Annotated in this window: 22 protein-coding genes; 16 read left to right on the forward strand and 6 right to left on the reverse strand. The window is 48.8% G+C overall.

From position 1 onward, the window contains the following. The first annotated feature begins 33 nt into the window (after positions 1-33). The 4 genes from ASG81_RS02315 (at position 34) to ASG81_RS02330 (ending at position 5,185) form a co-directional block, all read left to right on the forward strand. Complete coding sequence (locus ASG81_RS02315; protein ID WP_056628596.1) at positions 34-882, forward strand: carbohydrate ABC transporter permease; 849 nt, start codon at positions 34-36, stop codon at positions 880-882. Then, positions 879-1,724, forward strand: a complete 846-nt coding sequence (locus ASG81_RS02320) for a carbohydrate ABC transporter permease (RefSeq protein WP_056628599.1) — start codon at positions 879-881, stop codon at positions 1,722-1,724. Before ASG81_RS02315 ends, ASG81_RS02320 begins: the two co-directional genes overlap by 4 nt. 218 nt (positions 1,725-1,942) lie before the next feature. Then, on the forward strand, positions 1,943-3,703 hold the full coding sequence (locus ASG81_RS02325) for a cache domain-containing sensor histidine kinase (RefSeq protein WP_056628603.1): 1,761 nt from the start codon (positions 1,943-1,945) through the stop codon (positions 3,701-3,703). A 3-nt stretch (positions 3,704-3,706) separates the two neighbouring features. Then, on the forward strand, positions 3,707-5,185 hold the full coding sequence (locus ASG81_RS02330) for a response regulator transcription factor (RefSeq protein ID WP_056628605.1): 1,479 nt from the start codon (positions 3,707-3,709) through the stop codon (positions 5,183-5,185). A 569-nt stretch (positions 5,186-5,754) separates the two neighbouring features. Here ASG81_RS02330 and pyk read toward each other — a convergent pair. From pyk to ASG81_RS02345, 3 genes are all read right to left on the reverse strand, one after another. Then, a complete protein-coding gene (gene pyk, locus ASG81_RS02335) occupies positions 5,755-6,822 on the reverse strand; it encodes a pyruvate kinase (protein WP_056628609.1) in 1,068 nt (355 codons plus the stop codon). Positions 6,823-6,966: 144 nt separating this feature from the next. Continuing rightward, the gene (locus ASG81_RS02340; protein ID WP_056628612.1) at positions 6,967-7,806 is read right to left on the reverse strand and encodes a carbohydrate ABC transporter permease; all 840 of its coding nucleotides are present in this window, start codon (positions 7,804-7,806) and stop codon (positions 6,967-6,969) included. Further along, a complete protein-coding gene (locus tag ASG81_RS02345; protein WP_056628615.1) occupies positions 7,806-8,696 on the reverse strand; it encodes a carbohydrate ABC transporter permease in 891 nt (296 codons plus the stop codon). The genes ASG81_RS02340 and ASG81_RS02345 overlap by 1 nt, the downstream gene beginning before the upstream one ends. A gap of 265 nt (positions 8,697-8,961) precedes the next feature. Here ASG81_RS02345 and ASG81_RS02350 point away from each other — a divergent pair, with 265 nt between their 5' ends. The 9 genes from ASG81_RS02350 (at position 8,962) to ASG81_RS02390 (ending at position 20,720) form a co-directional block, all read left to right on the forward strand. Next, entirely contained in the window at positions 8,962-10,818 is a 1,857-nt protein-coding gene (locus tag ASG81_RS02350; RefSeq protein WP_056628618.1) for a cache domain-containing sensor histidine kinase, read from the forward strand. Next, complete coding sequence (locus tag ASG81_RS02355; RefSeq protein ID WP_056628621.1) at positions 10,796-12,436, forward strand: response regulator; 1,641 nt, start codon at positions 10,796-10,798, stop codon at positions 12,434-12,436. Before ASG81_RS02350 ends, ASG81_RS02355 begins: the two co-directional genes overlap by 23 nt. 129 nt (positions 12,437-12,565) lie before the next feature. Further along, entirely contained in the window at positions 12,566-13,879 is a 1,314-nt protein-coding gene (locus tag ASG81_RS02360; RefSeq protein ID WP_056628626.1) for an ABC transporter substrate-binding protein, read from the forward strand. 288 nt (positions 13,880-14,167) lie between these two features. After that, positions 14,168-15,415 (forward strand): TolB family protein, encoded by a 1,248-nt coding sequence (locus tag ASG81_RS02365; protein ID WP_056628630.1) that lies wholly within the window; start codon positions 14,168-14,170, stop codon positions 15,413-15,415. Between the two features lie 78 nt (positions 15,416-15,493). Further along, complete coding sequence (locus ASG81_RS02370) at positions 15,494-17,068, forward strand: spore germination protein (RefSeq protein ID WP_056628633.1); 1,575 nt, start codon at positions 15,494-15,496, stop codon at positions 17,066-17,068. A gap of 1 nt (position 17,069) precedes the next feature. Beyond that, complete coding sequence (locus ASG81_RS02375; protein WP_056628636.1) at positions 17,070-18,275, forward strand: Ger(x)C family spore germination protein; 1,206 nt, start codon at positions 17,070-17,072, stop codon at positions 18,273-18,275. A gap of 7 nt (positions 18,276-18,282) precedes the next feature. Then, positions 18,283-18,510, forward strand: a complete 228-nt coding sequence (locus ASG81_RS02380) for a hypothetical protein (RefSeq protein WP_056628640.1) — start codon at positions 18,283-18,285, stop codon at positions 18,508-18,510. A 17-nt stretch (positions 18,511-18,527) separates the two neighbouring features. Beyond that, complete coding sequence (locus tag ASG81_RS02385; protein ID WP_056628647.1) at positions 18,528-19,616, forward strand: GerAB/ArcD/ProY family transporter; 1,089 nt, start codon at positions 18,528-18,530, stop codon at positions 19,614-19,616. Between the two features lie 201 nt (positions 19,617-19,817). After that, on the forward strand, positions 19,818-20,720 hold the full coding sequence (locus ASG81_RS02390) for an NAD(P)/FAD-dependent oxidoreductase (RefSeq protein WP_056628649.1): 903 nt from the start codon (positions 19,818-19,820) through the stop codon (positions 20,718-20,720). Positions 20,721-21,014: 294 nt separating this feature from the next. On the opposite strand, the gene ASG81_RS02395 is transcribed toward ASG81_RS02390, so the two are convergent. The 3 genes from ASG81_RS02395 to ASG81_RS02405 all read right to left on the reverse strand — a co-directional run bounded on the left by ASG81_RS02395 (position 21,015) and on the right by ASG81_RS02405 (position 23,677). Beyond that, positions 21,015-21,581 (reverse strand): beta-class carbonic anhydrase, encoded by a 567-nt coding sequence (locus ASG81_RS02395; RefSeq protein WP_056628652.1) that lies wholly within the window; start codon positions 21,579-21,581, stop codon positions 21,015-21,017. A gap of 290 nt (positions 21,582-21,871) precedes the next feature. Continuing rightward, a complete protein-coding gene (locus ASG81_RS02400; RefSeq protein WP_056628655.1) occupies positions 21,872-22,591 on the reverse strand; it encodes a 3-ketoacyl-ACP reductase in 720 nt (239 codons plus the stop codon). Positions 22,592-22,915: 324 nt separating this feature from the next. Beyond that, positions 22,916-23,677 carry a C40 family peptidase gene (locus ASG81_RS02405; protein ID WP_056628656.1) on the reverse strand — a complete coding sequence of 254 codons (762 nt, stop codon included), beginning with the start codon at positions 23,675-23,677 and terminating at the stop codon, positions 22,916-22,918. Between the two features lie 520 nt (positions 23,678-24,197). On the opposite strand from ASG81_RS02405, the gene ASG81_RS02410 reads away from it, so the two are divergent. The 3 genes from ASG81_RS02410 (at position 24,198) to ASG81_RS02420 (ending at position 26,617) form a co-directional block, all read left to right on the forward strand. After that, the gene (locus tag ASG81_RS02410; protein WP_056628659.1) at positions 24,198-24,626 is read left to right on the forward strand and encodes an SRPBCC family protein; all 429 of its coding nucleotides are present in this window, start codon (positions 24,198-24,200) and stop codon (positions 24,624-24,626) included. A gap of 1 nt (position 24,627) precedes the next feature. Then, a complete protein-coding gene (locus ASG81_RS02415) occupies positions 24,628-25,017 on the forward strand; it encodes an ArsR/SmtB family transcription factor (protein ID WP_056628663.1) in 390 nt (129 codons plus the stop codon). 235 nt (positions 25,018-25,252) lie between these two features. After that, entirely contained in the window at positions 25,253-26,617 is a 1,365-nt protein-coding gene (locus tag ASG81_RS02420) for a WD40 repeat domain-containing protein (RefSeq protein WP_056628666.1), read from the forward strand. The last annotated feature ends 156 nt before the right edge of the window (positions 26,618-26,773 follow it).

Raw genomic sequence — 26,773 nt, forward strand, 5'->3', positions numbered from 1 at the left:
AAGGCCGCTCATCTTAGAACTGGAGTTGAGTGAATGAAACGAATCTATCGCGACGGGCTGGTGAAGTTCACTTTCGTCCTCCCCGCGCTGCTGCTCTTCAGTCTCGCCATTCTGATTCCGTTCGTAAAGGGCGCCAACATCGCCTTTACGAACTGGAACGGAATTTCGCCGACATATGAGTATGTCGGGCTGCGCAATCTCAGGCTGCTCTTCTCGGATTTGGACATGCTGGAGATAATAGGCAACACGCTGCAGTATACGTTGTTCTACACGCTGTTCTGCAACGGCTTCGGTCTGCTGCTCGCCGTTATGCTTGCCTCCAAATTCAAGGGCGAGAATTTTATTAAGAGCGCGCTGTTTATGCCCGTCATTATGAGCCTTGTGCTCACGGCCTACATTTTCAGCTATGTCTACGGTACCGTTTTTCCGAACGTGCTGCATATCTCCGGACTGATGGGCAACGAGAAAACGGCGCTGTGGGGCGTTATTCTAATGGCCTCCTGGAAAGAGATCGGACTTGCTATGGTCATTTACTATGCGGGTCTGCAAACGATTCCAAAGGACGTTTACGAATCTTCGACGATTGACGGCGCCACGCCGGCGCGGCAATTCGTCTCTGTGACGCTGCCGCTGCTTGCTCCTGCCTTCACCTACTGCATCCCGCTGTGGATCGGCAATGGGCTGAGGATGTTCGACTATGTGTTCGCGGTGGGCGGACCGGGCAGATCGACCCAGACAATTGCCCAATATGTTTATCAGTATGTATTCCCGTTCAATAAGGCCGGATACGGTCAGATGGCAGGTCTTATCATGTTCATTCTCGTCATGGGCGTGACCGTCATTCTCACATCGATTTTGCGCAAAAGGGAGGTGGAATATTGAATACGAGAATTTCGAAGGGCGAGAAAGCGCTGCATGCCTGCAAAATCGTTTTTCTTGGCTTATCTGCTTTGATCGGACTGTTTCCATTTTATCTGGTCGTCATGTATGCCATCAAATCGCCGATAGATTCCGCCAATACGAACCCGCTGCTGCCGCCGCATACCATTGCATGGTCAAATTTTACCGAGGCGATTGAAGCCTCGAATTTTTTCAACGCTAGCAAGAACAGCCTGATCGTCTCCTTGTCCTGCGTCGTGCTGACCATTCTTGTCTGCTCGATGGCAGCTTATGCGATCGCTAGAAGCACTAGCAGGCTGTACCGAATTCTGTTCTACATGTTCGTTGCCTCGATCATGATGCCCTTCCAGGCGATCATGTTCCCGCTGTACAAAACCTGGCTCGATCTCGGGCTGCTAAACACGCTGCCTGGACTGGTGCTGGCGCTGCTCGGCGTCGGCATCGGCTACAATATTTTTCTGTATACCGGTTTCATTAAGACGGTGCCGCGGGAGTTGGAGGAAGCGGCGATGATCGACGGTGCCTCGAAATACCGGACATTCTTCGGGATCGTCTTTCCCCTGCTCAAGCCAGTTACGATGACCGTGCTTGTGCTCGGAACGCTCGGAGCCTGGAACGACTTTGTCGTATCAATGGTTATCGTGCAGAAGGAAGCGGTCACAACGCTGCCGCTGACGCAGGTTAGGTTCTTCGGCGAGTACACGACCCAGCTTCATCTGGCATTCGCTGGCGTCCTGCTCGCAATGGTACCGGTCATTATCCTGTATTTCTTCACGCAAAAATATATCGTCGGCGGCGTAACGGCCGGCGCGGTGAAGGGCTAACCGCAGGCTGGCGGCTGCGGCATATTCTACGGCCTATCGGCTTAGGGTATACCAGCCGTCTGTCGGCAAAAATAGGCATACATCCCTTCACCTCCTGACGGCCCGCGAACGAACGGGAGCAGCGCGCTCCCGGATGCTCCGGGCATAGCGGTAATGCTATAATAATAGCAGCGGTGATCACCAATGCCGTATCCCATTTATAGGTGCAGGTGATTTAAATGAAGCGTCATCTAATGCGGGGAATGAGTTTCCGGACCAAGCTGATCGCTTCCTTTCTCGTGGCCAGTATTCTCCCGCTGCTTATTTTGCAAGCGTTTACGAACTATCAGACCGGCAAAGCGATGCAAAACAAGATCGACGAGCTGGTGCAGATCAATCTCATGCAAACAGCCAAAAGCCTTGACTCGACCCTGTCCTCGTACAGGGATTTGGTGTTTCAATTATTTACGGATGCGGACGTCTTCAAGCTCGTTAACCGGATCATTCACGACGATCCCGACAAAGCGATGCTGCTCTATGATTTGCAGGACATACTGATCCATTACGCATATACGAAGCAAGGCATCCGCAGCATCTCGGTGCTCATGCCGACCGGACAGGTCATCTCCTTCGACAAGGAATCGGAAGCGCTTAGCGGCTTGTGGCCGACTGGAGAGGAGGTCCTCCGGCTGAAGCTGTACAAGAAAGCGATGAGCATAGAAAATGAGAGCGTCATTACGAGTCCGGAAGCGGTCCAGTCGATTCATAACAATGAGTCGTACGTCTTCCACATCGCCCGCAAAATCACGAATCTGCAGCCAGGAAATACGAACGGCGTCGGCGTTCTCGTCATTACGTTATATGAATCGGTGCTAAACCATGCGACATCGCTTACGCCGCCGAACATTCGCAGCTACAATGTGCTTGTCGACAGCGGCGGATCCGTCGTCTCGGCGCTGGACAAATCGATGATCGGCATGACGGTTGACCAAATCCCCATGAAAGCGCCGATCCTGAACACCTATAAGGAGAAGGTCAATGACTGGTCCATCGTCAATTTGACCGAGCAGATTGACTTGTTCGAGGAGATGTACAGTATGCAGCGGCTCGGCTGGATTGCAGATCTGCTCGCCATTCTTCTCTCCAGCATGATGATCTACTACTTCTCCGACAGACTGACCGGCTCGATTCGAAAGGTCGTCAAAGCGATGCAATCCGCTCAGCGCGGCCGCCTCAATGTCCAGGTCGAGGAGCGCAGCAGAGATGAAATCTCCATCATTGCAACGAATTTCAATAAAATGATGGCTACCGTAAACCGCCTGATGCTGGAGACGACTCAAGCGACAAAGAAGCAGAAGGAAGCGGAGATCCGGGCTCTGGAAGCACAGATTAACCCTCATTTTCTCTATAACACGCTCGATTCGATCAATTGGATGGCCATTGAGAAGGATGAGCATGATATTAGCCGCATGCTGAAGAGCTTGGCCCAGATTTTGCGCTATAGCATCAATGCCAGCACGGCGACGGTCACTGTGCGGGATGAACTGGAATGGCTGCGCCAATATGTATTTCTGCAGCAGCATCGGTTCGACGATGCGTTCGAGTGCGAGATCGAATGCGGATCTGAGCTGCTGGAAGCCGGCATGCATAAGCTGCTTCTCCAACCTTTTATCGAAAACTCACTCGTTCACGCTTTCTCCGGCGTCACATCGGGAGGCAAGCTAAGCATTTCCCTCTACCGGGAAGATGAATCTTACTTCGTCATCCGCATTGAAGATAACGGCAAAGGTATGGCTGCGGATAAATGCCGGATGCTTGTCGACTGCGAATACAGCGCTTCTTCAGCGGGGGTCGCGGGAAGCGGACTCGGCATCCGAAATACGTTCAACCGCCTCCATATCTATTACGGCGGAAAAGCGTCATGGAGCATTAACAGCGAGCTTGGCCGCGGAACCGTCGTTTTGCTGCGATTGCCGCTGGAGCTTAAACGGAGGGATTGAGTCATGAAAATCGTAGTTATCGAGGACGAGAGAAAGACGCGTGCGGGTATCATCCGGCTCATCGGGAAGCTAAGCCGCGATTACGAGGTGGTTGGAGAAGCGGAGGACGGCCGGGCCGGACTGGCGCTCATTTTGCAGCTGCAGCCGGATGTAGTCATTCTCGACGTACAAATGCCGGTCATGAACGGCCTGGAGATGCTTGAAGAGCTTAAGCGCAGCGGCAATGGGTCGAAGCTGGTCATCCTCTCCGGCCACTCCGAATTCGAATACGCCCGGCAAGCGATCCGGCTCGGAGCGTGCGAATATTTGATGAAGCCAATCACCGCCGATGATCTGGAGAAGACCCTCGGACAGCTTCACCAAACGATCGTTCTGGAGACACTATTTGGAGCGGAGCGGTCCGACAATCGGGATAGCTCCCGCGTCCGGCTCGCGCCTGACCGCCCCTTATGGGCCGCCGCCATCCATCCCTGCAATGCGGATGAGTATAGATTGCAGCAAGCTTGGCCGCTGCTGCGCGAAAAAATCAGCCGTACCGCGCCGGAAGCCGTCCTGTTGCTGGAACGGGCAGCGGACGGCTCATTCGTTCTGCTCGGCCAGACCGGAGCTTGGGACGGGATAGGCCGACCGGCATTTGCCAATCAGCTGATCGGCGAAGCTGAAGCCGTCCTGCGAGATTGCGGCTTAAATGACATCGTATGGACATGGCGGACAGTGGAGCGATTGTCCGTGCTGCCCGAGCGGCTTGGCGATCTCTTTGAGCTCCAGTGCTGGGCAATTGTCATCGGTAACCGCATCCAGCTGGAGGATATCGCCGCCGCCGAACGGGCATGTATGCCGCTGCAATACCCGTTTTCGCTGGAAATTAAGGCGAAGAAGGCAATCAGCGGATCGAATAAAGGCAGCATCACCGAGACAGCCCGCCAGTTCCTCGATGAATGCTTTCGTGAGAGCCATCACCCGCAGGATATTCTCGAGGCTTGCTACCGCTTCGCCTCCTCGGTGCTTCATGTGCGCGGACAGCTGGAGCAGAGCGGCTTCGAATATCAGGGCGGCAAGGAGCTGCTGCTTGCCATAAGTGAAGCGCGGACGCGGCATGGACTGGAGCAGGCTCTGCTCGCGGTCGCCGCAAAAGCCGCATCGGAAGGTCCGGCGGCGGAAACGTACGGATTGCTCGTCAACAAGGCGCTGCACATGGCGCGCGAACGCTATGCCCAAGGGATTACACTTGAAGAATCGGCGACAGCCTTGAACATTACGCCTGAATATTTAAGTACCCTGATCAACAAGGAGACCGGCAAAACATTCACTGCGCATTTGAAGGAAATGAGAATCTGCCGCGCCAAGGAGCTGCTTCTTTCCGGCAAGCTGAAAGCCTTCGAGATCGGTGTCCGGGTCGGCTACGCGGATTCGAAATATTTCTGCCGCGTCTTCAAGGAGCACACGGGCATGACGCCGGTTGAATATCAGAAGAAGAATTAACGCTTTAATAGAAAAACGAGAGCATCTCAGTTAGATGCTCAGGCTGTCGAGACAGCCTCTTTTGTACCAAATTAATTTAATACGACACCGCATTAATAATCCAGGCTGTCAGGTTCCATTCTCCGAGCAAATTTGATGCGGTATGAATTAAATTTTTACATTTCCTTAAGTTGTGATTGATTTTCAATGAGGAACATCATAATGAAATGCGTATAACAAAAAGTTAAGTCCCTAATATATGTAAGATGAAGGTCTTTGTGACATTTCACTTTTACATTACATTGCATTAACACTGGGATAAAAAACCGTCTATATAATAATGCAAATAGGAGGTGGACATTATCCCATACTACGATGAAGATCGAGTACCATTTGACCAGCCGGAGGAAGTGAAAAAAGATACAGTAACTATTAATGATAAAGAGGAGAAAAAGAAGCAAATGTCTTCATGACAGTGCTTCTTTTTTTTAAATATAAGAATTTACAAGTTTCACATTTATAAATAAGCTTATATTTCACCGCGAAACGAGCTGTTGCCGCCAAAGGACGGCGACAGCCGTTTACGCTTGTTACATTTCCTTAAAAGGAAAGCGAGCGTATACGTCTTTCAGGTTATAGGACTGCTTGCGGGCGATCTCCTCGGCATACTCGGAAACGCACTTCAGTACCTTGACAGATTGGACCGGATGTTTACCCACCGAGCTCTCGGCCGATAGCATGACCGCACTTGTACCGTCTTGTACCGCCTGGAAAATATCTGTCACTTCGGCCCTTGTGGGTACGGGCTCAGCAATCATGGATTGAAGCATTTGAGTAGCCGTAATGACGTAGATGCCGTATTCTCTGCATTCTTTGAGGAGCGCTTTTTGAATCAGAGGGATTTGCTCGAACGGCAGTTCGACCCCGAGATCGCCCCTTGCAATCATAATGCCATCTGATAGTGCTGCAATGTCACGAAAATTTTTAACGCCTTCCACTGTTTCGATTTTAGCCACGAGTTTGGGAATGGTTCCGGACAAAGATCGGCAAAAGGCCCGTACTTGGTCCAAATGGGCAGCTTGGCGGATGAATGAACAGGCAATCAGATCGATTCCTTCTTCGAGCAGGAACGCGAGATCCTCTTGATCTTTTTTCGTCAGTGCGGGTATATTCAGTTTGGTTCCGGGGAAATTGACGCTTTTGTTGCTGCTTATGAGACCGCCGACAATCACTTTGGTTAATATCCGCTCGGAGTTGACCTCTGTGACCGCAAGCTTGACCGCACCATCATTGATAAGAATGAATGCCCCCGAAACGATGTCCCCCGTAATGTCAGGATAGTCGATATTCGCTCTGTGACCGTTACCGGTAACGGGAGTAACCAATAGTTCAAACGGCTGCCCCTCTTCGAGCAAAATACCGTCTCCTTCAACCTCGCCCAACCGGATTTTTGGGCCCTGCAGATCGCTCATTATGCGGAGCGGCATGTCGATTTCACTACTGGCTTCCCTTAAATGGCGTATGATTTCTCTATGACTTTCATGAGAGCCGTGAGACATATTCAATCTGGCGACCGTCATGCCGCCAAGAAACAACTCCCGTACAACTGCAGGGGAAGAGCTGGCTGGTCCGATCGTGCAAATCACGTCAATACTCATTGATTTATCCTCCTATGATCCTCATTCAATTTGTAGATACCACCCTTATTATGCTTTATTTATGGAAAAATATGTATACATATAAGCAAAGAAAAGAGCTGTCCATGGTCATCGACCTAAATGGACAGCTCTTTTGTATATTTATTAACCTTTCACCGCGCCGGCGACAACGCCTTTAACGATGTATTTTTGCAAGAAGATAAACACGATGATAGACGGCAGCACGGCCATTACCATGGCGGTCATGGCATATTGCCAATCGGATGTGTATTGACCGACAAAGGTGTAAGCGGCAAGCGTCAACGTTTTTGTTTCGGGAGAGCCGTTAACCATAAGCAGCGGAAGCAGGAAGTCATTCCATATCCACATCACGTCAATGATAATGATCGTCGTCGTAACCGACTTTAGCAGCGGGAAGATGACGAGAAAGAACAGCTTGAAGCCGGAAGCGCCGTCAATCGTCGCGCTTTCATCAATTTCCTGGGGAATACCCTTCACGAAGCCGTGATAGATAAATACGGCGAGCGGTGCGCCGAAGCCCCAGTAGAGAATGCCTAGTCCCCAAGTACTTTCAGAAAGATTTAAATCTTTGGCCAGCTGCAGCACGGTAAGCATGATCGATTGGAACGGAATCAGCATCGGCATAATGCAGACCAGGTAAAGCAGCGCGCTCCAGCGCGTCTTCGTTCTTGCCAGCTTGTAAGCAGCGATCGAGGATACGAGGATGATCCCCGCAAGCCCGACGGCTGTAATAATAAAGTTGTTAAGGAACAGCTTCGGATAGTTGATGAATGACCATACATAGGAATAGTTTTCGAATACGAGCTGCTTAGGCAGGGCAATGACATCGGTCATCACCTCGCCGAAGCTTTTGAGCGAGTTGTTAATGGCCAAGAACAACGGATATAGAAACACGAGCGAGAGGAGCACCATCACGATCTCTAGGACGATGCGTCCTGCTCTTGTATTGCTTTGCGTTTTCATTAGGCTTCAACCTCCCTGCGTTTGAAGAGCGTCAACTGAATGATCGTAACGAACAATACCGCAACGAACAGAATGAGCGCTTTCGCCGTTCCGTAGCCGTAAAGGTTGTTCTGGAACGTATCTCTGTAAATGTCATAAGCGATGCTGTAGGTCGTACCGCCGGGACCGCCGCCAGTCAGCGACAGGATCACATCGAATACTTTGATGGAGTTCGTTAAAGCCATGAATACGGAAATCGTAATCGATGGCGCAAGAAGCGGCAGCGTAATGCTGAAGAAGCGTCTTACCGGGCCGGCGCCGTCTACGGTCGCAGCTTCCTTCAAATCATCCGGTACGGACTGCAGGCCGGCAATGTAAATCACTAAATAAAAGCCGATGGATTGCCAGATGGAGACAAACAATATGGAGACGAATGCAAGTCCCGGCTCTCCGAGCCAGCTCATTTCGAATATGCCCCAGCCTGTGCTAGCCGCGAGCGACTCAAAGCCCTGCATGAAAATGAATTTCCAAATGAAACCTACGATAACTAAACTAAGAATATACGGGATAAAGAAGGCAGCCCGCAGCCACGAGGACGTTTTGAGCTTCATGTCGAGCACGACAGCAAGCAGGATAGCCAGTACGTTCACTAAAACGATGTACAAAACCGCGTATTTGACCGTAAACCACGCGGAGCTGGCAAAGTTGGCGTCACCCATAAAAATTTGCTTGAAGTTATCAAGCCCGACAAACGTCGGATGCTTGGATATACCGTTCCACTTGGTCATGGAATAACGGATGGTCATTGCGAACGGGATGTAAAACGCTACGGCGATACAAATTAATACCGGCAAGGTAAAGATGCCGAATTCGAGCTTTTCGCCCCATTTTCTGCCTAATGCTTTAAACATCAACGCACCTCTTCTCTTTGCAGTTCGTCTAGCGGTTCTAGTTTGCTGAGCTATACAAGCGTAAACGGCTTGTGCCATTATGTAATGGCAAGACTCGTTCCGCCGAAAAATATAACCGCAGTATAAATGTGAGGCAGCAAAATCTTATCTTTCAAGAAATCGGTATCAGCTATATTGTGTATTATAAAACAGCCGCTTGCCTGCAAAAATGGATTTAACAAATCAGTTAGGGGTAAAAAGGTGAACGGAATAATGAGCCGAAGGGATGGAGAAAACCATTATAAATAAACTGCTTAAGGCTGGAAGGGACCTCGTCGAGCGATTGTCGAGAAGGCTGGTGAACAAGCTTATTTTACTTTTCACGTCCATTATTATTCTTGTTGTCGGATCGCTGACTTTTATTTCATATCAGATGCTTCAGAAGGAGTCGGTTACGAACAGCATTACCAGCACGTCGAATAACCTGCTGCTCGTAAATCAGAATATGGAGGATTATTTGAAGGGGATGGAGCAGCTGTCGCTGCCGCAAATCCGGTACGACGAAATTACGTATGCGATTTTGCACGAATCGGAGGATTATGCGTCGAAGATGTATTTGGAGGATTATTTGCGCGAGCTTTTTTATTCCCGCGACGATCTTGAAGCCATCTATTTGTATGTCATTAAGGAGAAGAAATATTATTCGGTTTCGCAGGAAAATTACAATATTACCGTACGAACGGGCTCGGATCCTGCTATTAGCGAATTACCGTGGTACAAGAAAGCGATGGCGAGCCCCTTCAACCGCTCCTATCAGTCTTTTGTAGAGCCGGGAAGCAGCCCGGGCTACCCGGTAAGCACGGAAGACAGCTTCATGGCATACCACAGAGTGCTGCGCTCGATTGTATCCAGGCAGCCTCAGGCCGTGCTGTCCTTTTACTTCGATTCATCGGTGAGAGATGAGATTTTGAGGGATATTCCATTCGACGAGGGTCAGCATTTGCTGTATTTAAGTCCGGACAATGAACCCTTTTATACGGATGATATCAGCTTTTACGAGCGTGCGAAGGCGGTTGCCTTATCGGATAAACTGACGAATAAGCCTAACGGCCAGCTGACATGGTCAGAGGCCGAGCAAAAGTATCTTGTCGTTTACGATATCGGGGAGCAGGAGGGCTGGAAGCTCGTGAAGCCCATTCCTTATACGCAAATTTATGAGGCAGCCACGACGACCAGAAATATTAACTTCACGATCGGCTTTCTCTTCCTGCTGCTGTCCCTCATAGTCGTCACGTATTTCTCCAATGCGATTACAAAGCCGCTGCAAAAGCTGTCTTATCAAATGAATCGCTTTAGTACGGGGGACTTCGATGCGGAGGCAGCGGTGAAGGGCAGAGATGAGATTGCCTATTTGTCGCGCCATTTCAATCAGATGGTCAGACGGACCAATGATCTGATCAATGAACGGTACAAAATGAAGCTGGTTGAAAAAAATGCGATATTAAAAGCGTTGGAAGCGGAAATAAATCCTCACTTCTTATATAATGCGCTGCAAGCTATTTCGACAAAAGCACTGAAAAACGAACGCTTCGACATTGCGGATATGGTGGATGCGCTGGCGCTGACGCTGCGGTACTGCATCAGCGGGAAGGATATCGTACAAGCGCGGGCGGAATTAAAGCATATTGAAAACTACATGTCCCTGCAGAAGGCGCGTTTTGGCAGCCGGCTGCAGGTTACGTATAAATGGGAGGAGTCGCTAATGGAGCTGGAAATTCCGAAGCTGTCGATTCAGACGCTGGCAGAAAATTCGATTAAACATGCCCTTGAGAAGGTATCCAGCGCAATCACGATCGACATTCGCGCGGAGCTAACCGAATCGCATGCCGTGATTTCCGTAAGGGATAACGGGCCGGGCTTTTCACGGGAGAGATTGGAGCAGGTGAGAAAATCGTTTCTAAGCGAATGGAAGGATCGCGGAGGCGAGGAAGAGAGTATTGGTCTTGTCAATCTGAATACGCGCCTCAAGCTGCTTTACGGAGATGAGGCGGAGCTTGTCATACGGACGGATAAAGCAGGCACGGAGATGGAAATGTTATTACCGCGAGGAGGCGTCAGCCATGTACAGAGTGCTCATAATTGACGATGAGGAGCCGCTGCGCGAAGCGATTCGCATATTAGGAGATTGGGATGGATTAGGCATTGTCGAGGTGCTGGAGGCGACGGACGGCAAGGTTGGGCTTGCGATGCTGGCCGAGCACAAAATCGATCTGGCGATGGTCGACATGAAGATGCCGGAGTTAAATGGGGTGGAGCTGCTGCAAATCATTGAGCGCGACTATCCCGATCTACTGACTATTGTCATTAGCGGCTACAACGATTTTGAGTATACGAGGCAAGCGATTCGCTCCAAGGTTGTCGATTATTTGCTGAAACCTGTAAATCGGCATGATCTGAATCAGTCGCTGCGCAAAGCGATCGACGTGCTGGACGCCAAGCGGCAGAAGGACAGCGATTTTATAAATCGCAACATTACGCTTAATATGTCGCTGCCGCGTCTCAAGGAGAAGGTCTATCAGTCCATTATCGAGCGCAGCTTCAAAAGCCAAACGAATGAAGCCTTCCTGCCTTTAATCGGCGCGGACGAGCCCGGCAATCGCTTTACGGCCGTCGTGCTTCGGGTGCTGAATTTGGAGCAGATTAGAAAAAGCCGCTTTCATGAGGATACCGATCTCCTACACTTTGCCGTGGCGAATGTTATCAACGAAATTGCGGGCGACCATTTTGGCGCGTTCAGCTTCGCCAGCCCCAAGCAGGAGCGGGAGCTCATTACCATTCTCACAATGAAGGGCGGGTATCCCGAGGACATCGCCTATCGTTCTTTGCATCAAATGAACAAAGTCACGACGACCTTAATGAAGCTGTTCGGCATTGCCGTGGCGGCGGGAATCGGTCATTCCAGCCCGGATGCGCTGGAAATTGCCTCTTCTTATGAAGCAGCCAAAGCGGCCATTAACGGAATCGATCTCTTAAAGCTAAAGGGTGCAACCGTCACAAGCGCGACGGATAAAGCTGCGCCGCCGAAGGACAATCCGTCTCTGACAAGCCGGATTCTCATCATTCGCAGCGCTCTCGAAAGCGGCAATGTCCATCATGCCAAAACGATTCTGAGCGAATACGTGAAAAAGTGGAGATCGTCGGATCACTTTAGCATCGGCGAAGCGGATCGAGCGCTGCAAGAGTTTGTCATTTTGCTAAACGATATGTCGCTTGAACTCGGTGTAGCGCCCGAGGAGCTGCCGCTTACCGGAGAGCATCCGCTGCGGGCAATCGGCATTTCAACCGATTTTGCCAATTTGGAGCAGTACGAACAGCTGCTGAACGATATTTTAGATTATTTCAGCGGGCAAATCAGGAAATCGCAAATGACGAATCGGCCCTTTGAAGCAGGAGATATTAAGACCTACATCGACAATCATTATTTTGAGGATATAAAAATTTCAATGTTTTCGGACAAATATTTTTTGAGCAGAGAATACTTAATGAAGCTCTTCAAGCAGCAGTTCGGCTTTGGCATTCATGAATATGTCCAGAAGGTCCGGATGGACAAGGCTAAGGAGCTGCTGGACGATTCCAGCTTAAAGATTCAGGATATATCCGAAATGCTGGGGTATAAGGATAAGAATTATTTCAGCAAAGCGTTCCGCAATTATTATTCGGTGTCGCCATCGGAGTATAGAGCATCGAATGCGGGCGGATAAAAAGTGAACAGGAAGCAGCCGAACACTTTTTTACCCTTAACTATTCACTTATGTGCATTCTTATCTTGTTTCTTTTTCTTTAGAATAGGCAGCGTAGACCACAATCAAAGATGGAACGGGGGCATTACAATGTTCAAAAGATTTCTGGCACTGTCCGTCAGCTTAGTGCTGATTATCGGAATACTTGCTGCTTGCGGCAGCGACAAGAACAATACGACTGGCAACAACGAGGGCACGCCTGCCGAGGGCGGAGCATCCGATCAGCCGGTTACCATCAACATGTTTACCGCTTCTCCGGAATACACAGATGCTTTCAACGCATATATCGCAGAATACAAGAAGGTTAAACCTAACGTAACGATTAATCTTGAAATTATGCAAGCGGACTACAATACGGTCTTGAAATCGAAGATCGCATCAGGCAGCACGCCGGACGTGTTCCAGACGACAGCCGGCGGAGATATCGACACCTTCGCTGAATACAGCGCCGATCTGACAAACGAGCCGTTAGCGGCTGCGATGACCGATTCCGTCAAAATCAATATGAGCTCGAAAGACGGCAAGGTTCTGGGCTTCCCGGTCAAAGGCAACCTGATGAACATGGTTTATAACAAGAAGCTGCTTGCTGAAGCGGGCATTACAGAAGTGCCGAAAACAACTTCCCAAATGGCAGACGCTATTGCGAAGCTTGAAGCCAAAGGCATTACGTCATTCGCCAACGCTTATAAAGAGTGGTGGGTATGGAAGCATATTTTCCAAAACTTCGTGAATGCGGCTGCTGAGGATGCAGGAATTTCACCGAAGGAATTGGTTAATCAGTTTATCGCCGGCGAGACAACGTTCAAGGACCATCCTGTGCTGAATGACAACTTCTTCAGCTTTATCGACACAACGGTGAAGCATGGCACGAACAAGCCGCTTGAGCGCGACAGCAATGCAGAGGTAAGCGACTTCGCTACCGGCAAAGCAGCATTTATGACAGGCAAAGGCGCATGGGACGAAGAAGCGATCAAAAAAATTACCCCGGACTTTGAGCTTGGTATCGTAGGATATCCGGTAAGTGAAAAACCAGAGCAAACGCTGCTCGTAACAGGCGCTGACCAGGCGCTTCGCATCAACAAGGATTCCAAAGCGGCAAAGGAAACGATTGCATTTTTCAACTGGCTGTACACATCGGATTACGGTAAAGGCTGGTTCTCAAACGTAGCTAAGGTTATTCCTCCGATCAAGGATGCTCCGCTTCCTGAGCTGGATATGCCGAAGCAAATGGAAGAGATTTTGAAAACAGAAAAATCCGGTGATTTGTCGGTTAACTACTCCCTGGATACGTTCCACCAAAAGTTTGGTGAGTTGATGCAAGCTTACATCGGCGGCAGCAAAACGAAGGACCAAGCGATCGAAGAAATTCAGAAGGCTTGGGTTCAGTTCGGATCTGCAGAGTAAGCTTACCCATAAGCAATTTCTTAACTCAGCGCTTTTACAGTGCTGAGTTAAGTTTTTTTATAGACTAGAGAGCGCAAGCTCGTGATGCTGCCGCAAGAATAGCCGGGCTGCATTTAGGCAGCAATAAGGAGCAGTTAAAAACGAGATCATGTCGTTTTTTACTGCTCCTTTCCTTTTAAAGTTGCTGCCTCATCAAACGCTGCTTTAACAGTAAAGAAAGGAATCGTATTCGCCCGTTTGGCCTATCATAAGCAAGAAGATAGCAAAAACTTGGAGGAGGCCAATTTTATGAAAGTCATACAAACCTGTATCGTCTTCATTTGTGCTCTTGTCGGAATGATGTGCGGAGCAGCCCCCGCGGCGGCAATGAAGGAGAACAGCTCGCTCACGGCCGCTTTTGTGCGAAACGGCGACCTTTGGATGAAGACCGGAGAGCATGAGAAAAAACTGGCCGGCGGGCCGTTTGTCCGCAATCCTAAGTGGTCATCCGATGGAAAATGGATCGCGTATACGAAGGGTGAAGTGGAGCAGGAGCTATGGGCGCTGAATGTTCGCACGGGCCGAAGCAGCCTCGTATCCGCTCAAGGCGGGCGAAACTTTCAATGGGCGCCTAACGCAGAGATGCTGGCTTATCAAACGGCTGAGCTGCTGCAATATGCGGAGATGAGCAGGCCGGACAAGCCGCTCGGCGCTGCCAAAGGAATCGGCAATTATTCATGGCTGCCGGATGGGAAGGGCTTCTTTGCTTCATCACAATCGGAACTGCTGCCGGATGGCTGGACACCGGTAAGCCTATATCAAATCCCGCTCGAAGCGTTAGGCGATCCAAACAAATACGTAACCGTGCATGTGCTGCCGAAGCCGTCCGATGATTTTTTCGCAGTAGGCACAAGTCTATTCAAGTGGTCTGCCGACGGACGGTGGATCGCTTTCCTTGCTACGCCAACCGCTTCATTATCTGCAGATAGCAATACGCTATGCCTCTTAACGACAGATGGCGTCGTATTAAGAACCATTGATGAAATGGTCAATAATGATCAGTGGTTCGAATGGGCGGCGACCGGCGACCGGCTTGCGTACATTGCAGGCATTGGTCGCGAGGCTGGCCGCAATAAGCAGCTCAAGGTGATAGCCGCAGCCTCTGAAAAATCTGCCTCTTATACCCCTAAAGGTTATGCCGATCAAAGCTTTGCTTGGCAAGGGCTTGAGCATATTGCGGTATCTAGAGTGGCGGAATCAGAGCAGGGCAGCGACCAGGCTGCGCAACGGAAGCCCTTTTTGGCGAATGTGGAGCTGGGCAGCGGGAAGCAAACGAAACTGACAAAGCCGCCCGGCGCTTCCGGGGACTATAATCCGATTTCTCTTGTTTCCAAGCTGGCTTGGATTCGCTACGACCACAGGACGGCGAATGTAATCGTTGCAGATGTTAAAGGCCGTCATGCTGTGGAATGGATTAGAAATATCGATGCGGCCTCCAACTATTATGAGCAATGGAAGTGGGGCGAGGTGCTTCAGTTTTTTAAACAGGAACAATGAGCAGTTATTGGATCTGAATGAAATCATTTCCGTGAGGGATACTGGTAAGCAGGGGCATGCAAGGGAGTGTTTACGCACATGACATTCAATAAATCCGTACACGGTTCGGCAAATAGAAGCTCGCAAGCGACCTGCGTCTTGACAACAAATTTACGTGAAAATATAGAAATGATCAAAAAAGCGACGGGGAACAGCCCGGATATTATTATAAGAGAATGGCGTTTCGAGGGAGAAAACATACTCGAAGCGGTTGTTATTTACGCCTCGGGTCTGGCAGACGTTAAATTCATTAACCAGTTTATTATGGGACCCCTCTTGTCCAATCAGGATGAAGGGCATTTAAAAACAGAGAGGCTCCTGCTGGCAAATCCGTTGGATTTTTTCAAAAACAAGCTGCTGTCTGTCGGTGAGATTCAAGATGAAGCGAGCGCTGATACGCTTCTGAACGGTATTTTGTCCGGAGACACCGCTATCTTGTGTCAGGGCAACGACCTCGGATTGTTGATCGCATCGAAAGGCTGGGAGGAGCGCGGCGTGCAAGAGCCGACCTCTCAGACCGTTATTCGAGGCCCCAAAGAAGGCTTCTCCGAAAATATTGCAACCAATATTGCACTCGTACGGCGAAAAATCAAAGATCCTAATTTGTGGCTCGAGCATTTCCATGTAGGCCGGGTAACGAAAACAAGCGTCTCGATCATGTTCATTAACGGTATTGTAAAGGAAAATGTGATAAAAGAGGTTCGCGACCGAATCGAAGGCATTCAAATTGACGGGATATTGGAAAGCGGGTATATAGAAGAGCTTATTCAGGATAAAGGATTTACGATTTTCCCTACGATTGCTCATACCGAAAGACCTGATGTGATTGCTGCGGGACTGTTGGAGGGGCGAATCGCTATTCTTATCGATGGAACGCCGTTTACTCTCTTGGTGCCGGCATTGTTCACGCAGTTTATCCAATCGGCAGAAGATTATTACCAGCGTTCGGACATATCCACCCTTATACGCTTGCTTCGTTATGCAGCTTTGATAATCGCTTTATTAGCCCCATCCGTATACATTGCCGTGACTACTTATCATCAAGACATGCTGCCTTCGGGATTGTTGATAAGTTTAATCGCCCAGCGGGAAGGCATACCGTTTCCCGCTTTCGTCGAAGCGTTCTTAATGGAAGTGACCTTTGAGCTGCTGCGCGAGGCGGGCGTTCGCTTACCGAGAGCGGTCGGACAGTCGATCTCGATCGTAGGGGCGCTCGTTATCGGTCAGGCGGCCGTTCAAGCGGGCTTCGTTTCGGCGGCGATGGTTATTGTCGTTTCGATTACGGCGATCGCAAGCTTCGTCATTCCCGCCTACAATATGGGTATCCCCATTCGAATATTAAGATTCGGGATGATGGGGCTGGCTGCCTCCTTCGGATTGTTCGGCATTATCGCCGGAATCATATTAATTGTCCAGCACCTGTGTCATTTGCGTTCTTTCGGCGTTTATTACATGTCCCCCTACGCCCCCGTCATCGCGGATGATAAAAAAGATGCGGCCATACGCGTTCATTGGCGGAATATGATTTCACGTCCACAAAGCGTCAGCAGGCAAAATCCGATTCGAGAGAATCGTTCACCAGCTCAGTATCCAGAACCCGAAGAGAGGAATTAGTATGAAAAGAAAATGGTACGGAGTATTCATTTCCGTCCTTTGCATGGCGGTTGTCGCCGGCTGCTGGAATCGGCGAGAGTTGAATGATCTGGCCGTTTCCGTAGCCATTGGCGTAGATCAAAGAGCAGATAAAATATTGCTGTCCAATCAGATTCTTAATCCGGAAGCCATTTCGGGTGCCGCAGGAGGATCATCCTTTGCTCCCGTCACCATGTTTCAAGAAAAGGGCAGCGGATTTCAGGAGGCCGCCCGCAGGATGACAGCGCTCAGCACCAGAAAAATATATGTCGGTCAAATGCAGATGCTTGTTTTTGGGGAGGAATTTGCGAGAAAGGGTGTAGTCAATGTGCTGGACCACATTTCAAGAGACCATGAGTATCGTAAAGATTTTTATGTCGTGATCGCCCGGGGGGCCGAAGCGCAGGATATTCTCAAAGTGTACACACCTTTAGAAAAAACACCTGCTTCCAAAATGAATGCTTCCCTTGAAACCTCGTCAAAGGTATGGGGAGCAACCGCAGCGATAAAAATTAACGAGTTGATTTCCATGCTCACCAGTAAAGGGAAATCGGCGGTGTTAACGGGTATTGTAGTAAGCGGTGATACACAATTTGGCAATGATAAAAAAAATGCAGAGAAAATTTTTTCCCCTGCCCAGCTGAAATACTCCGGTTTAGCAGTTTTCAAGAAAGATAAGCTGCTGGGCTGGTTAACGGAGAAGGAAAGCAAGGGATACAACTATACGCAAGGAAAGATAAAGAGCACAGCCGTTCTTGCATCTTGTCCTAATGACAATAACAAAAAGATTACGGTTGAGCTGCTTGGCACTAAGAATAAAAAAAAGGTGAGCATAGTGGACGGTAAGCCTGTTATCGATCTCCAAATCAAAACGGAAGGGGTCGTTACCGATGCACAGTGCGAGTTGGATTTTACAAAAGCGGCAACGATATCTGAATTGGAGCATCTAATCGAAAGCGAAATTAAGGATACTATGATTTCCGTCATAAAAAAAATGCAAACTAAATACAAATCGGATATATTCGGATTCGGCGAGGAAGTCGAACGAGAGAACCCCCGTTACTGGGAATCGGCAAAAAATGATTGGAATCAGGTATTTTCAACGATGAAGGTGAATGTTCGGGTGAAAGTCAAAATTAAAAAAATGTTTAAAACGATAAAATCTCTAACCGAAAGAATGGAGGAGTAACTTTCCAATGTGGCCCGTGGCAGCTGTTTTGGCAGTCGGTACCCTCATATTTGCAATTGAAGCTCCAACTCTAATGAAAACGAGCAAGCGGAAGGAGCTTTGGGTTTTTTCTGTTCTGCTCCTTGCCGGGATTGCACTTTGTATAGCGGTGAATGCGGGGGTTAAAGTAATAAGCCCGCTTGAATGGATAAGATTCGTTTACGAACCAATAAGTAAATCGATTTTAGGCAAATAGAAGGGAGCGTTACCTGGGTGAAGGAAAATGACCATATCCAAGCGAATCAATTTAGAAAATTGGTATCCCTTTTCATCATTGGCCCATCCATCATATTGCTTCCGGGAGTACTTGCTTCAGAAGCCAAACAAGATGCATGGATCTCCTCTATTGTCGGTGTGATCGCCGCTCTTTTGCTCGTATGGTTGTACAACACATTAGCCAGTCGCTTCCCCGGCAAAACCTTGGTGGAGATCAGTAAGGAAATTTGCGGCAGATGGCTGGGTACTATCGTTTCTTTTCTATGGTTTGGCTACGTCTTTATCCTATCATCACTCGTCTTGCGAAACCTGGGCGACTTTCTTACCTCATCCATGCTGGTAGAAACGCCAATTAATGCGATACATTTCGTATATCTTAGCATAGTGGCAGTTGGGGTTTACTATGGCGTTTCCAATATAGCACGTACTGCGGACATTTTTTTTCCGTTCGTTATTGCTTTATTATGCGTATTCATCCTATTGCTTGTTCCTGATTTTGAATTCAAACGTGTTGAACCGGTGCTGGGGAAAGGAATAAAGCCTGTACTGAGTGCCGCATTGCCGTATATCGGTTTTCCTTTTCTGGAGCTTGTTTTATTGCTCATGATTTTTCCGAATGTTAAACAGCCCAAACAAGCTAAGAAAGCATTTTTATCGGGAACGCTGATAGGGGGGGCTGTCTTGTTCGTGATCACGCTGATGAACATTTTAGTGATGGGGGCGGGAAATACGGCCAGCGAGCTTTATTCCAGCTTTGAATTAGCCAAAATAATAGAAATCGGCGAATTTATTCAAAGGGTTGAGGTCATCATCACCGCAGTCTGGTTTATAACCATTTTCTTTAAGCTGATCCTCTGTTTTCATATATCGGTTTTAAGCCTTTCCCAGACTTTGAACCTTAATGATCATCGACCACTAACGCTGCCTCTAGGCATGATCCTTTACGCAGTGTCTTATATAATCATTCCTAATAGAGCCTACGTCATATCGTTCGATACAAGCGTACGGCCGTTTTACGCCCTAACGTTCGGGTTCCTGCTCCCCTTATTACTTCTGGGCATCGCGGCAGTTAGAAAAAAACGATAACAGCCTCACCTGGATAACACGAAATGACTATTCCCCCCGTTTTTCAGAATGCCTCCGGCTACTATCATATTAAAGGTTTTTATGCGCGGCGATCCTCTCGGGAAGCATCCTTCCTCGGATAAATGAATAAAGATAAGCAATCATTTTTTTTAATAACAGATATGATAGACATTTATTATATAGAGTAAAGGAGTGATAGATTTGAGGCTGGATTGTGCCATTATCGGGGGCGGGCCGGCGGGCTTAAATGCTGCGCTGGTGCTTGGAAGATCGCGGAGAGACGTTATTTTATTCGATCATAACAAGCCCAGAAACGCGGTGACGCATGAGTCGCACGGCTTCATCACGCGAGACGGCATCCCGCCGCGCGATTTCCGCAGACTTGCCCATGAGGATATTGCCAAATACCCTTCGGTGACGATCAAACCGGACAAGGTCACGGAGGTGGAGTCGAAGGGAGAAGGCTTTCAGCTGACGACGGGCAATGGCGTCATGTATCAGGCCCGCACCATTATTTTGGCTGCCGGGCTGAAGGAAGCATTGCCGGCAGTTCCTGGCATTCATGACTATTATGGCAAAAGCTTGTTCAGCTGTCCCTATTGTGACGGCTGGGAGCTGCGGGATAAACCGCTGGTCGTCATTTCAGAGGGCTCGAACATATTTCACCTGGTGAAAATTGTCTATAACTGGAGCAAGGATATGCTCGTATGCACGAATGGAGCGAATAGCTTGAGCGTGGAGCAAATAGGACAGCTGAGGCAGAAGGGCATTCAGATAAACCTGCACCGGATTAAAGCACTGCACGGGGAGAATGGACAGCTAAGCCGCATTGTTTTTGCAAATAACGCAGCGGTAAAGCGCGCAGGCGGCTTCATTACTCCGTCCTGGGATCAGGCGGTCCCCTTCGGCGAAGCGCTCGGCTGCGCGATGACGCAAGCAGGCGGTTTCATTACAGATGATTATGGCAGAACGAGTGTTAGAGGCGTGTATGCTGCCGGCGACTCCTCGATTATTGCACCCGCGCAGCTAATCATTGCCGCCGGCGAGGGCAGCAAGGCCGCAATTGGCGTTAATACCGATTTGACGGTTCAGGATTTTGGTTAATAGCGGGAGAGCGGCACATACTTTGCTCGATTTTGGAGGAAGAGAATAGAGAACCGATGCTGTATGCAGATACCAAAAATCCGGCCTCCAATAAAGTATATAAAAATGTAGGCTTCGTAGAGAGCGGACAGGTTGCCGAGATCCGATTTAGATAAACTAGAGCGTTCTATTTCATTATGTTTGTTAGACGAATGGATCAAGAAACAAAAAAACTCAGTCAGGGACTGAGTTGGTAAAATTGTCGACGACATCAACGACTGTTGAAAAAGCGTGCGAGATAGCTGCCTCCGGCAGCTATTCTTCGCGGTAATCCTGAATGAGAACCTCCAGCGCGCCCGTATTCGGGTCGATAATAAAACCGTGAACCGGGATATCCTTAGGGAAGAGCGGGTGCTTCCGAATTAACTTAACGCTCTGCATGACGCCTTCCGCTGGGCTTGAGAAGCCCCGCAAAAACTTCTCCATACGAATGCCTGAATTTTCGAGAGTCTCAATGGCGAGCGGATCGATGCCATGATCAATGAACTTGCTAACCATGCCCTCCGTATCAAGGTTCGTCATGCCGCAGCCATGATGGCCAATAACAAGCACCTCGCGCGCGCCAAGCTCATAGACAGCGACAAGAATGCTGCGCATCGCGCTGCCGAACGGTTGGGTCAGAATCGCGCCGGCATTTTTGATGAATTTAGCATCGCCATTTCTTAAATTTAATGCTTTAGGCAGCAGCTCCACGAGCCGTGTATCCATACACGTAAGGATGGCTACTTTTTTATCAGGATATTTGTCAGTCAAGTAGGCCTCGTATTGCTTCTCTTCGACAAACTGCTTATTAAACTCTAATAGACCTGGAACAATGGACATATGATTTCCTCCTAGCCAAAGTACTAGCTATCTATCTATTTACTTATATTATTCATAGAAAGAGGGAGCGAGTCAAATGATCATCTCATGAATGAACCCGCTATCCGTCGCTTTTTCCAGCATTTTGTCGTATAAGGGGTCAAAGCTGAGGAGATCTTTGGCGTAAATGGAAAATGCTTGTCTTAGTATAGCTTAATTAGCTCAAATCTGCACCACGGGTCGCGTACATAGAAAAAGGCAGCGGCTTAGGTGTTTTCCCTTGAGCGGCTGCCTCTTGTTTGTAAATCTTATTATTGCGGATTTGTCGTCCAAATGCCTGCAGTTCTGATAAATACGCGATCTGGAAGCTTTAAGGCCGCTATGACCAGCTCCGCTACATCTTCGGCCTGCATCATACGATCCTCGTCGCCGATTTTTAGGCCCGCATTCGATGCCAGCTCCGTGTTAACGGTGCTTGGCGTAAGGGCTGTGACGCGAATGTTCGATTTGCGAACCTCCTGCATAAGCGCCTCTGTCATGCCGATAACGGCGAACTTGGATGCGCAGTAAGCCGAGCCGGTTGCAAAACCGCGCTCGCCAGCCGTAGAAGCGATGTTAATGATGCTTCCGCTGCTTTGCTCAAGCATAGTTGGAAGCACGGCGCGGGTGGCATAGTAGGTTCCCATAACATTCGTTTGGATGATTCGCTTCCATTGCTCGGGGTCCATCTCCAGCAGCGTGCCGAATGTTCCAATCCCCGCATTGTTAATCAGAATATCAATGGAGCCAAGGCTTTCCTTCAGAGCTGATACAGCTTGATCGACATCTGATTTTACAGACACATCAGCTTTTGCAATCACAACTTTTACGCCGTATTTGTTCGCAAGCTCTGCTTGCAGTGCTTCCAGATCGGAGCTTGTCCGGGCGACTAAGCCGAGGTTTACGCCCTCTGCGGCCAGTGCGGCTGCGATCGCCTTGCCGATCCCTTTGCCGGCTCCTGTAATGATAGCTGATTTATTTTTTAATTCCATGCTGATCTCTCCTCTGCTAATTGCCGTTTTCTCGATTCGTAAGTAGCGACTCGGGTATGATATCCTTTTACTAAGGATCAAATACGTAATGTTAATTATTAGGCTAGACCATCCTTAATGCAAGAACCAACTTTTTAGTAGAATAGTATTATCTTTATGCAGTTACCCTGTAAGACTGCTGTTAAAGTAGTTTTTTTGGAAAAAAATAAGAAAAACGAGCCTTAGAAGTCTAGAGGCTCGTTTTTCTTTGGTTATGATCTTGTTTTGAAAAAGTAGATATTTGTAGGCGCTCCCTTGGGAATCTTCAAGGCATGGCGTCTGTTGTTAGTTGATAACTCGTCTTGCTGTAATAAATCTTTCCTTGTAGTAGCTGCTATTGATATTGGAAATGATAACATCGTTTTTGGAGCCGGCGTTATGAATCATTTTTCCTCCGCCAATGTAGATTCCTACATGGCCGACATTGGTCTTATCTTTAGCATTTAACCAAGTGAAAATCAAGTCGCCTTTTTCAAATTTACCCCAAGCGACCTTCTTGCCTACTTTAGCTTGATCGTCATCATCTTTATTGACTAGAAGGACACCAACTTTTGCAAGTCTGTACGCAAGGTACGTGAAGCCTGAGCAGTCCGTTTTATAGGGTGCGCGGGTTTCTTGTCTATTTTTCCAGTGAACATAATCGACCTTGTTTTTCAGAGATAGTGCCGTTTTTACAACCTTATTTCTTTTGGCTTCTACAGATGATGATGATGATGCAGGTTTAGGTGTAGGTTTAGGTGTAGATGTAGATGTAGATGTAGTCTGAACTGCCGCGCCAACAAGTTTTGTGTATTTGCTATTTGTCGTTATGTATCCTGTTTTTCCATTCAAACTAACCTTGTACCAATACTTGTTGTACTTAGAGACCAACTTTGCTCGTTGACCAAGCTGCAAACGCGACATGCTTCCTTGTGAAGTACTAGGTTTTTTGTAGATCGTAACCCATCCTTTGTTCGTCGCAACATACTGCCCGCTTGCTGCTGAAACCGAAGCCAAGGAACCTAACATCAACACAGCTACTACGATAAGTGAAATTATTTTTTTCATTTTTTCAACTCCTTTGGGTTAATTGTAGCCAGTGAGGAAATGAGTTTCAGCACATAAATAATGGAAGGAGCAAAATCTCCTGTAAAGATCTTCAAGTAAATCTGGACTCTGGCTTCGATCCCGGACTGTAGGAGGATCCGTTTTTCCCCCCAGCTTATGCATGTTTTGCATACTGCTAAGCGCGGCAAGCTGAATATAAGTTACTGGGATTATGTGGATTATCCACTCGTATATTAGGATTTTCTCAGACTGTTGATAATAGTCGGCTGGCTCTATGCAATTAAAGGAACAATTTCCATTTGGATGCGTTATTGCGAAGCGCGGAGCTTGCGCAATTCCCGGCATTTCAATATACAGCAGGTGCAATAGCATCGAGCTCGGGTAATAGGGAAGACTAGCGGATGCATCTGTTATTCCAATTGACTTGAAACCAAAGGGTGTCATATAATGACGATATGAAACCAAATGGTTTCATAATGGCGAAATAAACGGTGAGGCTATTCTTAATGGAGGTCATCAAATGGGAAACAACAATTCGCAAGGCACATTGCCGGATATTCGGCAAACGCTCGTACTTAACGCGCCGATTCAGAAGGTATGGGGCGCGGTTGCAACGTCGGATGGCATTGCCGCATGGTTTATGCCGAATGATTTTCGAGCCGAGCTTGGCTATGAGTTTCATTTAGAAGCGGGGCCCTTCGGAAAATCTCCTTGCAAGGTCACGGTGCTTGATCCGCCAAACCGCCTTTCTTTTGAATGGGGCAAGGACTGGTCATTGACATTTGAGCTTGTCGATCTGGAGGGCAAAACGGAATTTACGCTTGTTCATTCAGGCTGGGATGCGGATAAGGTTACCGAATTCGGTCAGCCGCATGAAGAGGTTCGCGACAGAATGTCGGGCGGTTGGATCGGTCTCGTGGCAAATTTGAGCAAGTATGTAGAGGCCTAAAATGGCTGAGTCCGCACCGAAGCATGATGTGTTTCAGGCGATTGCCGATCCAACGCGTCGTAAGCTGCTGCATTTGCTAGGCGACGAGGAAATGCCGGTCACCGTTATAAGCGGCCATTTTACGATGAGCCGTACGGCGGTTTCGAAGCATTTGCGTGTATTGGCGGATGCCGGACTTGTGAAGGATCGGAAGGTCGGACGGGAAACGCGCTATCGGCTGGACCCCGAGCCGCTCCTTGAGCTAAAGCGATGGCTGGCTTATTACGAACGCTATTGGGAAAATAAATTATCCGCGCTAAAACGTTTCGTCGAAGCCGATGATGATGACGCTGCTGCGGATGCGGATACTTTCGGTCCGCTTACGGTGGTGGAGCGGGAGCAAGGCAAATAAGCGGTTATCTTGAAGAAAGCCTCAAAAGTCTCAATTGAGGCTTTTTTCTTTGCTCATTTACTATAGGATGAATGGATGGGAATCCTCCCCATTTGTTCGATGTTTGTGTATATTTCCTGATGATAAAACAGGAAAAATGAAGAAGAAGCATAATCCGGCCGTTCGGGACTGTCGCCTAACCGCCCCCCACTGAATACATCTGAAGTATAAGATGATTCAGGAGAGGATGTTGGCCATGCAAGCTGTTCATCATGATCTCATTCATGGATGGATCGCCTACACGTCGGACCGCGTCGGAACGTTCGACATTTGGCTATACCGACCGCAGGACGGTCTTAATTTTCAACTTACAAAGGGGCTTGGTACGGAATTTTCCGTTCCCTATTGGTCTCCAGACAGCAGGAGAATCGCTTTCATCGGCATTGGAAATGTGGTCCACCTACTGGATACCGTTACACGCGCCATCGCCCGGATCGACCAAATCGATCCCTACACGCTGCTGGACTGGTCCCCGGACAGCCGGTTTCTCGCGTATGTCAAAAACGGGCGCATCGTCCTCTATGATACTTTCTCACATAGCAGCTATGCCATCCCGGAGCCGGGCGCCAGCGATGTCCAATGGTTCCCTTCGGGTACGGAGCTTCTGTTCGCGGCTCCGGATTCCACCGGCATTACCCAGCTCTTCCGCATCCGGACCGATGGCACAGACCGGAGACAAATCACTCAAAATACGGATGGGCCGCTCCATGACATTCGGCTTTCTCCGGACGGAACCTTCGCGCTTTATACGTTCCCCGGTGTCAGCATCTCCATCATTTCTACGGTGGATTTGGCCACCAGCACCATCTACACGCTGGAAGGAGGACCGCTCGCCAAAAACTATTTTCCGACATGGTCCCCGGACTCCCGGAGCATCGCATACAGCGCAACCGCCTATAAAGAGCCGAATTATTATTCTTTCATCCAAATCGACAGCCGCACCGGTCAGAATCAAAGGAGGTTGGCGGCGTCCGACTGTTTCGCCACTCCCGTCGGCTGGTCGCCAGACGGCGGCAAAATCGCGTATTTAACGGGATGCGCAGGTGTAGAAAGCGCAAGTCAGCTCTGGATTGTCGATATCAGGGATCCGAGGCCGATGAACGTCCTCAGCGGCGGCCGGATTACCGCCCTGCAGTGGTCTCCTCGCGTCAGAAGGGTTCCGGAAAATATCTACACAAGCTCCGTGTACCGGGTATCCTTTCCGTATCCCGCAAACTGGCGTTTGGTCAGCGAAGAGAGGTACGAAGGGCCCGGCGGTTTTTTCCAGGTATCCGCGATTTCAGCGGGCGACCGGATTGCTGATGTATGCAGCTCCGAAGCTTTTCATCCATTGATGCCTTACGGCTCTTCTCCTCGGATTGTCATGATGACGATACAAAACCGAGAGGCTTGCTTTATTTTTCCGTCGGCCGACCAACCAGCGGAGATGAACAAACAGGCCGCCCTCATCGTGAGATACCCCCGCCCTGTCCAAATCGGGGAAACGTTCTACAATTATTTTATCCTATGGGCCGACGTCAACCACATCCGTCAAATTGGCGGGCGGCTGTCGTTCCTTTAGCTTGTTTATTAAGCTATTGGCAGTAATGTTGAGCATAAGCGTTTTTTCGGTTGACCAAGTCTTTTCATAGCGATAGTCTTAATTTAATTCTGCTGAAAGCGAGTGAGTTTATGATTGCTCTAAGGTCAGAACGACAGACTGATGCGGATAGCGTGT

Source organism: Paenibacillus sp. Soil522 (assembly GCF_001428245.1).
GTDB lineage: Bacteria > Bacillota > Bacilli > Paenibacillales > Paenibacillaceae > Pristimantibacillus.